10 protein-coding genes are annotated in these 14578 nt (G+C 30.7%); 6 read left to right on the top strand and 4 right to left on the bottom strand.

From position 1 onward, the window contains the following. Positions 1 to 74 precede the first annotated feature (74 nt). Together CC89_RS01110 and CC89_RS01105 are read right to left on the bottom strand one after the other, a co-directional pair. Positions 75 to 2063 carry a fructose-bisphosphatase class III gene (locus CC89_RS01110; RefSeq protein WP_035288121.1) on the bottom strand — a complete coding sequence of 663 codons (1989 nt, stop codon included), beginning with the start codon at positions 2061 to 2063 and terminating at the stop codon, positions 75 to 77. Between the two features lie 373 nt (positions 2064 to 2436). Further along, positions 2437 to 3456, bottom strand: coding sequence for a PTS sugar transporter subunit IIC (locus CC89_RS01105; RefSeq protein ID WP_035288118.1), 1020 nt, complete (start codon positions 3454 to 3456; stop codon positions 2437 to 2439). Between the two features lie 460 nt (positions 3457 to 3916). Between CC89_RS01105 and CC89_RS20245 the strand changes: the two genes are divergently transcribed. Further along, on the top strand, positions 3917 to 4093 hold the full coding sequence (locus CC89_RS20245) for a hypothetical protein (protein ID WP_185750634.1): 177 nt from the start codon (positions 3917 to 3919) through the stop codon (positions 4091 to 4093). Positions 4094 to 4425: 332 nt separating this feature from the next. After that, positions 4426 to 4998, top strand: a complete 573-nt coding sequence (locus CC89_RS01100) for a 50S ribosomal protein L25 (protein ID WP_035288116.1) — start codon at positions 4426 to 4428, stop codon at positions 4996 to 4998. A gap of 26 nt (positions 4999 to 5024) precedes the next feature. Here CC89_RS01100 and CC89_RS01095 read toward each other — a convergent pair whose 3' ends face one another. Continuing rightward, positions 5025 to 6092 (bottom strand): NAD(P)H-dependent flavin oxidoreductase, encoded by a 1068-nt coding sequence (locus CC89_RS01095; protein WP_035288114.1) that lies wholly within the window; start codon positions 6090 to 6092, stop codon positions 5025 to 5027. Positions 6093 to 6294: 202 nt separating this feature from the next. On the opposite strand from CC89_RS01095, the gene CC89_RS01090 reads away from it, so the two are divergent. From CC89_RS01090 to CC89_RS01075, 4 genes are all read left to right on the top strand, one after another. Then, a complete protein-coding gene (locus tag CC89_RS01090) occupies positions 6295 to 6768 on the top strand; it encodes a hypothetical protein (protein ID WP_035288112.1) in 474 nt (157 codons plus the stop codon). 309 nt (positions 6769 to 7077) lie between these two features. Then, entirely contained in the window at positions 7078 to 7497 is a 420-nt protein-coding gene (tnpA, locus tag CC89_RS01085; protein ID WP_035288110.1) for an IS200/IS605 family transposase, read from the top strand. 254 nt (positions 7498 to 7751) lie between these two features. After that, on the top strand, positions 7752 to 9086 hold the full coding sequence (locus CC89_RS01080; protein ID WP_035288108.1) for an alanine/glycine:cation symporter family protein: 1335 nt from the start codon (positions 7752 to 7754) through the stop codon (positions 9084 to 9086). Positions 9087 to 10166: 1080 nt separating this feature from the next. Beyond that, positions 10167 to 13958 (top strand): phosphoribosylformylglycinamidine synthase, encoded by a 3792-nt coding sequence (locus CC89_RS01075; RefSeq protein ID WP_035288106.1) that lies wholly within the window; start codon positions 10167 to 10169, stop codon positions 13956 to 13958. On the opposite strand, the gene CC89_RS01070 is transcribed toward CC89_RS01075, so the two are convergent. After that, a complete protein-coding gene (locus CC89_RS01070) occupies positions 13951 to 14262 on the bottom strand; it encodes a hypothetical protein (protein WP_035288104.1) in 312 nt (103 codons plus the stop codon). The two genes, CC89_RS01075 and CC89_RS01070, sit on opposite strands and share 8 nt — an antisense overlap. Positions 14263 to 14578 lie beyond the last annotated feature (316 nt).

Genomic DNA, 14578 nt, shown 5'->3' with positions numbered 1-14578 from the left:
AATCATCAAGTACTATCCACTAAATAGTGGTTTAGCGACGTTGGTGATTAGGTACTAGTATTGGGGATTAATAATTATTTTTTTTCTTTTATAAGTCCTTTTCTATATGCAATTAAAAGCATTTCTAAATCCTTAATTTGTTTTTTTATCTCGCTACCTATATCCGTATCTGCCACTCTTTTTCTACTAGTCACATGTTCTAGTATTATAGTGGAAGAAAGAATATCCTTATTTTCTTTTATAGCCTTTTGCATAGATTCAAAAGGTTCATGAGAGGTAAGCAGCAGTCCATAGGAATTATATATTAGTGTATAACCAGCAATACCTGTTTGTGGCTGATATGCTCTACAAAAGCCTCCGTCAATTACAAAAAGTTTGCCATTAGCTTTTATAGGACTTTCTCCTTCTTTAGACTTAACAGGAATATGACCGTTTATTATATGAGAGGAATCTGGAGCTAGATTAAATTCTCTTAGTATATTATTGCATATCTCATCATTATCCCTGTATTTATAGTAGCTATCTTTTTTTTCCTTATGAGTTGCTTTATCATCTATAAAATATCTTTCAAAGGTAGTCATTCTCTCTTTACCAAACACTGGAGAATCAGGACCGCACCATAAATACCACAATATATCCATTCCATAGGCTTTAGATTTTTTATCATATTTAAAGAAATATGCTTCTCTTGCATATCTATCTAAAGCATCCAACAGTTCTTTCCCTTTATGTTTGTCATGGGCAATTTTTACTTCCTTAAAAGATCCATCTTCATTAAGAGGTATACAGCCATGATATAATAAATTAGAATTATAAACCGTATACATGCCTCCTTTGCTGTACATAAACCGTATATGTCTTTGCAGTTTTTCACTGTTTACAAAGGAATTAGTTAATTTATTTATTAGGCATTGTTCTTCTTTGGTTAACTTGTAAGGATCTTTCCAATCAATGGTAGGGAAGTTGGTATCATTCATTTTATATGTTTTTCCATATAAGTTTATGATGCCTTTTTCAGGGTCTATTTTATCTAGAAGTAATCTATCATCCATTAAAAATTCCGGATGGGATTTTATTAATTCGCCTTCTAGCTTAAATTGCATAATAGATATGGCTTTATGCATTCTTGAAAATAAAATAGTATCTGTTTCACTAATCTGCTTGTCTAAAGTTTTAGGTTTAAAACCCCTACAAGGGTCACTTTCATAATGGTTCATAGCGAAAGTAGCTAGTGGAAGAAGGTTTATTCCATATCCATCCTCTATAGTAGATAAGTTAGCATATCTTAAAGATATTCTAAGTACATTAGCTATACAGCATTTTGAACCTGCTGCAGCTCCCATCCAAAGTATGTCATGATTTCCCCATTGAATATCTAAGGAGTGATGTTTTATTAATCTCTCCATAATTATATCAGCACCAGGACCTCTATCATAAATATCTCCTACAATATGAAGTCTATCCACTACTAGTCTTTGAATTACTTTTGAAATAGCTGTAATAAATTCATCGGCTCTATCTATATCAATTATGGTTTCTATAATTCCATTATAATATTCTAGTTTATTTACTTTTTTGTTTCCTTCATGAAGCAGTTCTTCTATTATATACGCAAAGTCTTGTGGTAATGCCTTTCTTACCTTTGAACGAGTATATTTTGAACAAACTTCTCTGCATAATTCTATAAGTCTATAAAGAGTTATTTTGTACCAGTCTTTTAAATTGGTTTCATCCTTTTTTATAAGTTCTAATTTTTGTTCTGGATAATAAACTAAGGTTGCTAAGCTTTCCTTTTCTCTTTCCCTTAGGGAATTGCCAAACACATCATTTATTTTTCGCTTAATAACTCCAGAAGCATTTTTTAATACATGGGTAAAAGATTCATATTCGCCATGTATGTCACTGATAAAATGTTCTGTTCCTTTAGGTAGATTAAGTATAGCTTGCAAATTTATAATTTCTGTACTAGCAGAACATATAGAAGGATACTGTTTTGCCAATAATTCTAAATACCTTAAATCTTCTTTAATCAAATCTATGTTATTTTCGTCACAGAAGGTCATGCCTTTTCCCCCTCAAAATATTATTAAAATAGCACATATTAATTATATCATTTTATTATATTTTGTACACTATTTGTGATAAAAAAATTAATAAGTAATCACATATAATATATAGTATACAATTTATAACCTATAATTTTAATATATAATATGAGAGTACATAAAAAAAGTTCTGAAAAAAGGAGCTGTAGCATTAAGAAATTTACATGCAATATATTGTTTTGCAAGTTTAAAGTTAACACAATATATCATAGGATTTATTCTTAGTGCCACAGCTCCTTATGAAAAAGAAGAATTTACTGTGGTTAATTACTTATGTGGAAATTAAGTGTAAATTAATTACGCAAGCTAATTTACATGCTAATTTTATATATTAAAGATTTAATTTCATGTCGTTGTCTTTTATTAATCCTTTTTTTCTCATAAGTGTAGAAAATATAATAGTAAGTATTGCTGGAGCTATAAATTCAAGAATTGCTATGTATATTATTAATGTAATGGATGATTTATAGGAATTCATAGTAGCAAAAGTACCAATAGGACCTACTAATCCGCTAGTACCCATACCAGCCCCTAAAGGGTTATTTTCTAATTTAAATATAGTTGTGGATATAGGACCCAATATAGCACCAGCTAAGGTTGGTGGTATTAGAATTAGGGGGTTTTTTATTATATTAGATATTTGGAGCATGGATGTACCAACACCTTGAGATATTAAACCTCCAACTTTATTTTCCTTGTAACTGGCTACGGCAAATCCGATCATTTGGGCACAGCAACCTACCGTAGCTGCACCAGCAGCTAATCCAGACATTTTAAGTGATATGGCAATGGCGGCACTGCTAATAGGAGCTGTAAGTGCAAGACCCATTAAAGTTGATACAGCTATGCCCATAGGAATGGGATGAAGTGTAGTTGCTAAATTTATTATATGCCCTAAATCCTCCATAAAAGTAGAGACAAAGGGGCCAACAAATTTACCAGCAATACATCCACATATAATAGTAATTGCAGGTGAAATAATAATATCGATTTTTGTTTTCCCAGAAACTAAACTTCCAATTTCGCTGCCAACTACACCAGCTACGTATGCTCCTACAGGACCACCTAAGGTGTATCCAAAAGCTCCAGTGGTGGCGGAGGAGAATACTACTAGTGGGCTGCATTTAAATCCCCAAGCTATTGCAACAGCTATGGCAGAACCAACCACCGGAGATTTAGCTGAAATAACTGTAGAAAACTCTTCTAGAAAGTTCAAACCAGGAATTTTAGAAATTTGAGATAGTATGAGACCTATTATTAATGAAGAAAATAATCCTAAAGCCATGTAACTTAATCCGTCAACAAGATATCTTTTAAGAAGTTTTTTTAATGATTCCTTTAAATTTTTCATACTTATTCCTCCATACATTAACATTTAAAATAATTATAAAGTTAATTACTCAACTTTTGCATATAAATTTAAAGTTCTACATTAGATAAATAAATGGTTTTAATTTAAAATTTTTATTTTATGACTGCAAAAGTTAAGTTATTAAAAAATATATACTCTATTAAAAGTGTAGGCTAAATTATAAAGTGTATAACGTATTTGAGCTTATTCTTATAGGTTTCACTGCAATTTTGTAATGAGTAGGAAAAAGACACATAGTAATAGTCAAATTCATTTATATATGCTATATAGTTTAGCATAAGTAAGTTATTTCGTAAATCTTAACCACGCATTATGTTTTGAAACTTTGTAGTTTTGAAATACATTATATGATATAATAAAAGCATATTAGTTAAAATTAAATCAAGTGTTACTTCAGTTAAATATGACACAAAACTATTAAAAGAGGAGAAATAAAATAATGAATGAAAAATATTCAAAAGCAAAAGAAATGCTAAAAGACACTATTAATAAAATAGAACACATAATAGATGAGGAAAGTCCAACAGGTTTAGAACAAGGAATAACTTGTGGTGAAATTGATGAACTTATAGCTGCTTTAGATAAAATCTCTGAAATAATAGATAAGTATGAGTAGTTAAATATTAAGAAATCACTTGATGAGTATGGGTGTAGATATTGGTAAACCACTGATATTATATTATTGATATTACATTAGTGGTATTTAATTTAAACAGCATATAAATAGAATAAAAAAGTACCAGTTTTATATTTTGTAGGATTGGTATTTTTTTATATATCTTTTACATATTCAGTGTTTAATTAAAAGTGTGAAAAATGTATTTACAATTTATTCATAAAATATACATGGATGTAATAAAAGTAACTGTTTGACAAGAATGCCTTATATTGATACAATTACGTAAAGACACTATGTACATATTAAACAATTATGAGGAGGTATGAGGTATGAACAGTATAACTGCTTTAGAAAGAAATGAAAAAGGTATCAAGGCAAGAAAGGCTGGATACATACCAGGAGTATTGTATGGCACAGAAATTAGAGAATCTCGTCCAGTGAAGTTTGAAAGAGCTGAAATGATGAAAATATTAAAAAACAGTGGAGATAGTGCAAAGCTAATTATAAAATTAGAAGATGACAAAAAATATGGGGTTATAAAGAACATCCAAAGAAATCCAATCAATGTAGAGGAAATATATAATATTGATGTGCTAGTAGCATCAAAGGATGAAGAAATAAGACAAGCTGTACCTATTATGTTTGAAGGAAGAGCAAGTATAGAAAATAGAGGGCTTACAATACAAACTCAACTAACAGAAGTAGAAGTAATAGCTAAGGCTGTAAACATTCCAGAAAGCTTTATAATAAACATAGAAGATAAAGTTAATGGGGATGTAATTACTGTAAAACAAATAGAAGAAAATGAAGATTTCAAAATAATAAGTGATCCAGAAGGAGTCATAGGTGCAGTATTTTATGCTAAAAAAGAAGAACAAAGCGTGGAAGAGGAAAGTGTATAAAAAAGAGGCTGAAAATATCAGCCTCTTTAATTTTCCTCAGCTTCCATTAATAAAGCTTTTATAAGTGTTTTAACTGGTACTATTTCTTTTAATTTGTAAGCATTTTCACCACAAAATATAAGTCCTTCATCCACATTTCCTTCAACGGAATTAATTAGAGCTTTAGATATACAGTAAGGTGTAGTTTTAGGATTGCAGTGGCTTAAGCATCTATAACATTTATCTATAACTTTTTTTCCCGCTTCCAAGGAATTTATAAAAGAATTTCTTATAGCTCTTCCAGGCATGCCCACAGGGCTAATTACTATGTCTATATCTTCTTTTTTTGAATTTATATAAGCATTTTTAAAATTTATATGTGCATCACATTCATCTGTAGCTACAAATCTAGTGCCCATTTGTACACCAGAGGCACCTAGCTTTATAAATTCAGCAATGTCTTTTCCACTATATATTCCTCCAGCAGCTATTATTGGAATATTCTTTTTAGCATCTTCTTCAAAGGGTTTTATAATTTTAATAACTTCTTTTACTATGTCTTGTAAATTTTTATTTCTATTAAATAATTCTTCTTTAGAAAAGCCTAAATGTCCACCAGCTTTAGGGCCTTCAACGATTAAAGCATCAGGAGTATAGTTGTATTTTCTCTTCCAAAGTTTGGTTATTATTGAAGCTGCTTTTGCAGAAGAGACTATGGGAATTAATTTAGTTAGTTTATTTTTTACCAATGCAGGCAATTTTGTGGGTAGTCCAGCACCACAAATTATTAAATCTGCCCCGGAGTCAGAGGCTGTGGTAACTAGTTCCTCAAATTCATTAGAAGCGGTTAATATATTAACTCCAATAATTCCATTGGAACTTAATTCTTTAGCTTTTAAAATTTCTTTTCTTAAAGCCCTTATATTTGCTTCTTTAGAATTATTTAAAAAATCACTTTCTCTAAAACCAATGCCAACACCAGAAATTACGCCAATAGCACCCTCAGTAGCTACTGCGGAAGCAAGACGAGATAGAGATACTCCTACGCCCATTCCTCCTTGAATTATTGGCAATTTAGCCTTTAAATGACCTATAGTTAAACAAGGTAAACTCATGTTAAAATCTCCTTTTTATTTGGATTATCAAATATTTTGATTTTCAAAGTATTTTATAAACAAAGTATAAATAAATATTATTTTTATGTCAAGGGAAATATATATTTGTACTCAATAATGTTAATTTTCAGATTAATTATATTTTTAATAAATTAAGTGATATTATATAAAGTGGTTTTATTATAATAAATAGGAGGAAAAAATGTTAAAGGGATATAAAGCAGAGAGTAGATTAAGTTACTTGATAGCGATAATTTTTATAATAATAATCTTTGCCACTGTAATTACGAATTTTACATCTATAATAGAGAGAAATAGGGAAAGAAAATATGTATCTACATCTTCAGAAGATTTATTAAGTAAAAAAGAAAAGAATATTTCAGAAGAACAAGTAAAAGATAATATGATAAAATTTTATGAAACAAATAAGGGCAAATATGTAAAATGGACTTTAAAAGCTTATGAAGTAAATGAATTTTTTGATACAATAAAATGTCCAGTAAATATGGAAACGTCTAATGACATTAATCTTTTTATAAAATGCAAGTTTGAAAAGTCAATTAAAGGTAAAGTAAAAAAGGGAGATATTATAACAGTATCTGGACAGATAACAGGATATTCTGAGTTTGCTAAATCTATAGAATTAAAATATTGTAGAATAGAAAACAGGGATTAAGCTATTAAATATATTGATAAAACAAAAAAATCGTCATTAATTAATGGCGATTTTTTTGTTTTATTGATGTCAATATTCCACTAGATTTTATTACTATAACTATAATTAAATAAAACTAAGTAAGGAAAATAAAGCAAAAAATATTAAAAAGTACTTTTTAGACGTAATAAATAAATGACAAAATTAATCCCCATGCTATGCATGGGAGAATAGGGTAAGCAGTAGCGTTACATGGAATAATACAAAACCTCCTATGTTATAATGATATTGGTTTCGCAGGCCATATCAAAAACAGAGGAGGCGGTCCAAATGGACAATAGTAGTTTATCACATTGTAGATGGAATTGCACGTATCACATAGTTTTCATACCAAAGTATAGGAGAAAGATATTATATGGCAATATAAAAAGAGATTTGGGAGAGATATTGAGAAAGTTATGTGAAATGAAAAGAGTAACATTGGTAGAAGGGAAGATATGCAAGGATCATATACATATGTATGTAAGTATTCCACCCAAATTAAGTATATCAGAATTTATGGGTTATCTTAAAGGTAAAAGTGCACTTATGATATTTGATAAGTACCCAAATAAAACATCAAAGTGGGATAGACATTTTTGGGCAAAAGGGTACTATGTTTCAAGTGTAGGTAACGTAGACGAGGAAACAATATTAGAATATATAAAAAATCAAGAGGAGAAAGATAAGCAGGAAGATGGTTTAAGATAATACCTCTTTAGAGGTTGTAAGTACCATGGCCTGTGAAAGACACCTTTAGGTGTGGCTGGTAAAAAGCCCTTATAGGGCTGAAAATAAACCACCACTTGGAGTGGTGGTTGTTAACTTGTCAAAAAGTTTAAAAAAAATTAAAAAAGTATCAAAAAATATGCGAAAGTAGAAGGGAAAAAAAGACCAGGTATAGAATATATAAATACAGGTAGGATATATTATTATTATTATAAATAATAAGGAGGTAGTTTTGTATGCTAGAAATTGTACAAAATATCAACAAAGTACTTTGGAATTATATTTTAATATTCCTGTTATGTGGCACAGGAGTGGCATTTACCTTTGGATTAAGGTTTGTTCAAGTAAGAAAATTTGGAGTAGCATTTAAAAAGGCATTTGGTGGCATATCTTTAAAGGGTAAAAAAGCCGGTGAAGATGGCATGTCTTCATTTCAAGCATTAGCTACTGCCATAGCAGCTCAAGTTGGAACTGGTAATTTAGCTGGTGCAGCAACAGCTATAGCAGCGGGAGGACCTGGAGCTATATTTTGGATGTGGTTAAGTGCTTTCTTTGGAATGGGTACAATATTCGGAGAAGCAGTTTTAGCTCAAGTTTTTAAAGAAAAAGTTGATGGCCAAATAACGGGAGGACCAGCTTACTATATAAGAAAAGGTTTAAATAGTAAATTCTTAGCAGGCTTCTTCTCTATTAGTATAATAATAGCATTGGGTTTTATAGGAAACATGGTGCAAGCAAATTCTATAGGAACAGCTTTTTCAAAGGCATTTAATGTTCCTACATTAATAGTGGGTATAGTTACTGCAGCATTAGCAGGTCTCATATTTATAGGTGGTATAGGAAGAATAGCATCTGTTACTGAGAAACTAGTTCCTATAATGGCTCTTTTATATATAGTAGGAAGTTTATTTATAGTAATAGCTAATTGGGCAAATATTCTTCCAGCTTTCAAAATGATATTTGTAGGTGCATTTAATCCTAAAGCTGCTACTGGTGGACTTATAGGTGTTGGAGTAAAAGAAGCTGTTAGATACGGTGTGGCTAGAGGGTTATTTTCAAATGAAGCAGGTATGGGTTCTACTCCTCATGCTCATGCAGTAGCAAAGGTTAAGCATCCAGAAGAGCAAGGTTTAATGGCTATAGTTGGAGTATTTATAGATACTTTTATAATATTAACATTAACAGCTCTTGTAATACTTACTACAGGTGCATTAGATGGTCACACTACAGGAATAGAGTTAACTCAAAAAGCATTTGAATTGGGACTTGGTAATTTTGGAAATATATTTATTGCTGTATCTTTATTCTTCTTTGCATTCTCTACTATAGTTGGATGGTATTTCTTTGGAGAAGCTAACATTAGATATTTGTTTGGTAAGAAAGGATTGCCTTTATATAGATTACTTGTTTTAATATTCATAGTTGTAGGTACGACTATGGAAGTTAAGTTGGTTTGGGAACTAGCAGATACATTCAATGGTCTTATGGTCATACCAAACGTAATTGCATTATTAGGATTAATGGGAGTTGTTAGAAAATCCCTTAAAAAGTACGAAGAACTAGAATCTTAAAGCATAAAGTATGAAGTAAGTACAATAAGAAAAATCTGTCTTTAAGTGCACAATAAGTATATTTTTTAGATTGCTCGCAATACGCCAAGAAATTCTAATGTTTTCAAATTTCAATACCCTAAAGCTTTGAAACTCGCTTCTGACGACGCTCAAACATGAGAGCTTCTTAACGGGTATTGGAATTTGAAAACAAAGAATTTCTAAGGCTAGCTCGATAGTCTAAAAAATATATTTATTGTTACCTTAAAGACAGATTTTTCAGTTCATACGTACATTATTTTTGGGGGGAGATGGCTTGCTAAATGATGATTTTCCTTCACTACGTTACGGAAAATCTTTAATTGGTGGCAGTCAGAGTAAATACGTAGGTATGATTAGGATTTATATATAAGAATATATAACTTTAATTGTTAGATAAATCAGAACTTGTAGATAAGTGATAGGTAATAGATAAGAAGTAATAGTTGTGGTGAAAATTCAGCTTTGCTGAATTTTTTCAAGAGCTCTTACTTATTACTTTTTACATTACCTGGTCTACCCTACAAATTTAAGATTTATACAAGCCTATGCCTTACGACAAATATGTTAAATTTTATCTAATATTTTATTTTCATAATTGGTTATTCACTAATTACTAATCAAAGTGACTAATTGTGAGATCTAATTAGTCACTTTGATTAGTAACTAGAATTCTAGATTAAATGAATGGCTACGCCTAAAAAAATTATGAGCGCTTTTTTATTTATTTTATAAATTAAAGATTTTCCATAGCGAAGCGGAGGAAAGTAATCCTTTAGTAGGCTATTCTCTCCCAGTGGCGTATTGTGAACAGCCCAAAATTTCACATTTATCATGGAATTAAAAGCACATTTTTCCTATGTCATTTGCGACACGATTTTTTCCGAATAAAAAACTTTCAAAATTGTTAAAAGTGTATTATAATTATAAATATAACGTATAATTTTGTTTTAAAGTATAAAAATATTCGTTAGTTAGTTTATGTCATAAAAATTATCATAAAAGTTAGTTAGTTTTTCAGTTAGTTGTGTTAGTTTCATAATTTGAAAAGGGGATGAAGGCATGATTAATGAAGTTTTTAGAATTTATGTTGAAAAGAAAAAAGGTTTTGATGATGAGGCCAAGAAGTTATTAAAAAATATCAATAATGACTTAAATTTAAAAGGAGTAACAGGTATAAGAATTTTAAATAGATATGATATATGTGGAATAGATAGGGAGCAGCTTAAAAAATCTATAAGTACTGTATTTTCTGAGCCACCAGTTGACAATGTGTATGAGGAAGAAATAAACATTGAAAATAAAAGTAAGATTTTTGGAATACAGTATTTAGATGGACAATATGATCAAAGGGCAGATTCAGCAGCTCAATGTGTTCAGCTTATTGCTGAGGGAGAAAGACCTATAGTAAAAACAGCTAAAATTATAGTTATAGAAGGAAATATAAGTGAAGAAAACTTTAAGAGAATAAAAAGTTACTGTATAAATCCTGTAGATTCCTGTGAAGCTAAATTAGAAAAAACTTCATCTTTAGAAATGCAAATAACTGAGCCTAAGAATATAGCAACATTAGAAAGATTTATAGATATGGATGAAAAGGAATTAGAGGGCTTAATAGAAAAATTAGGTTTAGCTATGAATTTAGAGGATATGCTTTGTTGTCAAAAATATTTTTCAAGTGAAAAGAGAAACCCAACACTTACAGAAATAAAAGTTTTAGATACTTATTGGTCAGATCATTGCAGACATACTACTTTCAACACTATTATAAAAAATGTAGAAATTAAAGATGGAAAATACAAAGATGTATTGGAAGAAGCTTTTGAAGAATATAAAAAATCAAGAGAGCTTTTATATAAAGAAAAAAATAAAGAAATGTGCTTAATGGATATGGCTTGCATAATAGCTAAGGAACTTAGAAAAAAGGGAATGCTTGATGATCTTGAAGTTTCAGAAGAGATAAATGCTTGTAGCGTAGAAATAGATGTGGATGTAGATGGAAAAGATGAAAAGTGGCTTTTAATGTTTAAAAATGAAACTCACAATCATCCTACAGAAATTGAACCTTTTGGAGGAGCAGCTACTTGTCTTGGGGGAGCTATTAGGGATCCACTATCAGGAAGAGCTTATGTATACCAAGCTATGAGAGTTACAGGTTCAGGTGACCCAACAGTACCTATAAGCAGTACACTTTCATCAAAACTTCCTCAAAGAAAGATAACCACAGAAGCAGCTAATGGCTACAGTTCTTATGGAAATCAAATAGGACTTTCCACAGGGCAAGTAACAGAAGTATACCATGAGGATTTTAGAGCTAAGAGAATGGAAGTAGGGGCAGTAATAGCAGCAGCACCTAAGAAAAATGTAAAAAGGTTAGAGCCTGAAGAGGGAGACGTAATAATACTTTTAGGCGGAAGAACAGGAAGAGATGGATGTGGAGGAGCCACAGGATCCTCTAAAGAACATGATGAAAATTCCATATATACTTGTGGAGCAGAAGTTCAAAAGGGAAACCCTGTAGAAGAAAGAAAAATTCAAAGATTATTTAGAAAAGAAGAAGTGGCATCTCTTATTAAAAGATGTAATGACTTTGGTGCTGGCGGTGTCTCAGTGGCTATAGGAGAACTGGCAGATGGCTTATATATAGATTTAGACAAGGTGCCTAAAAAATATGAAGGATTAGATGGAACAGAGCTTTCCATATCAGAATCTCAAGAAAGAATGGCAGTTGTAGTTTCAAAAGAATACCAGGATAAATTTATACAATATGCAAATAAGGAAAATATAGAAGCTGTTGTGGTGGCTAAGGTAACTTCTAACAATAGGTTGACTATGAATTGGAAAGGTGAAAACATAGTAGATATAGATAGGGATTTCTTAAATTCTAACGGGGCTTCTAGATATACAGATATAGTGGTGAATGAGCCAGAAGAAGGTGGATTCTTAGATAATTTCAACTGGGATTCTTATAAAGATTTATCTTTAAAGGATGCATGGATTAAAAACCTTGAAAACTTAAATGTGTGCAGTCAAAGGGGACTTACAGAGAAGTTTGACTCAACTATAGGGGCAAGTACAGTGCTTATGCCTTTAGGTGGTAAATATCAATCCACACCAGTAGAAGCTATGGTAGCAAAAATACCTGTGCTTAAGGGTGAAACAGAAACTGCCAGCATAATGAGTTTTGGATATAATCCATACATTGCTAAATGGAGTCCTTTCCATGGAGCTGTTTATGCACATTTAGAAGCTATAACTAAAGTAGTTGTAACCGGAGGAGAATACAATAAAATAAGATTAACTCTTCAAGAATATTTTGAAAAACTAGGAGAAGATAAGGAAAAATGGGGCAAGCCATTTTCAGCTTTACTAGGAGCTTTATATATTCAAAAGAAACTAAATATACCAGCTATAGGTGGTAAGGACAGTATGTCAGGAAGCTTTAAGGATTTAAATGTACCACCTACACTTGTGGCTTTTGCTGTGGGAACTTCTAAAATTAATAATATAGTTTCTCCAGAATTTAAAAAGGCAGGAAGTAAGGTTATTATTTTAGATTTACCTATAGATGATAAGGGCATGCCAAACTTAGAAATATTAAAGGAAAATTATAATATAGTTACAAGACTTATAAGTAAGGGGAGCGTATCGGCATCATCTTCTGTAAAATTTGGCGGCATAAGTGAAGTTATATCTAAGATGTGTTTTGGAAATAAAATAGGATTTAAATTTAACGATAAAATAGAAAAAGAAGAATTATTTAAATTTAAATATGGCTCTATAATATTAGAATTAAAAGATGAAAGTCTTTTAGAAGGAGTAAATTCAGAAAGATACAGAGTTTTAGGTAGCACAATAGAAGAAGAAAAAATAGAAATAAAAGAAACGCATATAGATTTAACAGAAATACTAAAGGCTTGGGGAAAAACTTTAGAAAAAGTATTTCCAACTAAAACAGATAAAACTGAGGATATAAGTGGAGAAATAATAAAAACATTGTACAAAGACGAAAGAAAAAATACATTAGGTAAAACAATATATTTAGGTAAAAATATAAAACCTACAGTGCTTGTACCTACTTTCCCAGGAACTAACTGTGAATATGACAGCCAAAGGGCATTTGAAAAGGTTGGCGCTAATGTAGAAACCTTTGTATTTAGAAACTTAACTCCTGCATATATTAAAGAATCTGTGCAGGAGCTATCAAAAGCCATAGATAATAGCCAAATAATAATGCTTCCAGGAGGATTTAGTGCGGGGGATGAGCCAGATGGTTCAGGAAAATTCATAGCCAATATATTTAGAAATCCTTTAGTTAAGGAATCTGTAATGAATCTTATAAAAAATAGAGATGGACTTATGATTGGAATATGCAATGGCTTCCAAGTGCTTATTAAGCTAGGATTAGTGCCTTTTGGAGAAATAAAGGATATAGATGAAGAGTGTCCGACACTTACTTACAATAAAATAGGAAGACATATGTCCAGAATAGTAAGCACTAAGGTAGTATCCAATCTATCTCCATGGTTTAGCAATGTAAATGTGGGAGACATTCACAGTATACCTGTTTCTCATGGAGAAGGAAGAATTGTAATTAAAGAAGATTTGGCTAAAAAGCTTTTTGAAAATGGTCAAGTAGCTACTCAATACGTAGACTTTAATGGAAAGCCTACTTATGACATAGAATTTAATCCTAATGGTTCAGCTTATGCTATAGAAGGTATTACAAGCCCTGATGGAAGAATTCTTGGTAAAATGGCCCATAGCGAAAGAAGAGGCAATGGCGTTATTAAGAATATTTTTGGAGAAAAGGATCAAAAAATATTTAAAGCTGGAGTAGAGTACTTTAAATAAATTTTTTTAGTCTTGAAGCTATTTCTTGTTGTTTCATCATTCTTTGTTGTATTGTCCAAGTGTTTCTTGGCATTTTAGAGGGAGTTTTTAGGATTTCATTATCAAAAAATAAATAAAGATCTTTTTCTAGGGAAGATATGAAGAGCTTTTTCTGTTGGTCGCTTAGCTTTTCATATCTTTCTTTTAGTAATTCATTAAAGACGTTAAAATTATCAGAAAGATAGTTTGTTCTATTTATATAATTTTTTCTAGAAACTACAAACACCAATATTAAAATAAAAGCAATTATAATTATAGACCACATTTGTAACACTCCTTTTGCAAAAATAGTTAGTTTAATATCTAATGTAGCCAGCAGTCTGATGACACACTAGCTCTTTGCGCCTCTAGCGTCTTATTTTAAGCCATATCAAAAATTCAGAACTTAGAACTTAGTATAAATATACTTAATTATACAACAAAAGTAAACGTATGATAAGTTAATAATTCAACTCGCCCAGTTATGAAATAAAAATGTAAAATTTAGAATTGAGGTAAACACGAATAATGCGCTAAAAAAATCTTTGTAATATATAGTGTTAATACGAATGTTTAAAAATAATTTCACTAAAATGTATTGA

It is taken from the genome of Clostridium sp. KNHs214 (assembly GCF_000744935.1).
Lineage (GTDB): Bacteria > Bacillota > Clostridia > Clostridiales > Clostridiaceae > Haloimpatiens.
This window is presented reverse-complemented; position numbering and strand designations above follow the sequence as displayed.

What these genes read in the sequence shown, in the direction of transcription:
- CC89_RS20245 (WP_185750634.1), top strand. Translation starts at nt 3,917, where the DNA reads ATGAATGAAAAATATTCAAAAGCAAAAGAAATGCTAAAAGACACTATT.
- CC89_RS01090 (WP_035288112.1), top strand. Translation starts at nt 6,295, where the DNA reads ATGTTAAAGGGATATAAAGCAGAGAGTAGATTAAGTTACTTGATAGCG.
- CC89_RS01105 (WP_035288118.1), bottom strand. Translation starts at nt 3,456, where the DNA reads ATGAAAAATTTAAAGGAATCATTAAAAAAACTTCTTAAAAGATATCTT.
- CC89_RS01080 (WP_035288108.1), top strand. Translation starts at nt 7,752, where the DNA reads ATGCTAGAAATTGTACAAAATATCAACAAAGTACTTTGGAATTATATT.
- CC89_RS01100 (WP_035288116.1), top strand. Translation starts at nt 4,426, where the DNA reads ATGAACAGTATAACTGCTTTAGAAAGAAATGAAAAAGGTATCAAGGCA.
- CC89_RS01070 (WP_035288104.1), bottom strand. Translation starts at nt 14,262, where the DNA reads ATGTGGTCTATAATTATAATTGCTTTTATTTTAATATTGGTGTTTGTA.
- tnpA (WP_035288110.1), top strand. Translation starts at nt 7,078, where the DNA reads ATGGACAATAGTAGTTTATCACATTGTAGATGGAATTGCACGTATCAC.
- CC89_RS01075 (WP_035288106.1), top strand. Translation starts at nt 10,167, where the DNA reads ATGATTAATGAAGTTTTTAGAATTTATGTTGAAAAGAAAAAAGGTTTT.
- CC89_RS01110 (WP_035288121.1), bottom strand. Translation starts at nt 2,063, where the DNA reads ATGACCTTCTGTGACGAAAATAACATAGATTTGATTAAAGAAGATTTA.
- CC89_RS01095 (WP_035288114.1), bottom strand. Translation starts at nt 6,092, where the DNA reads ATGAGTTTACCTTGTTTAACTATAGGTCATTTAAAGGCTAAATTGCCA.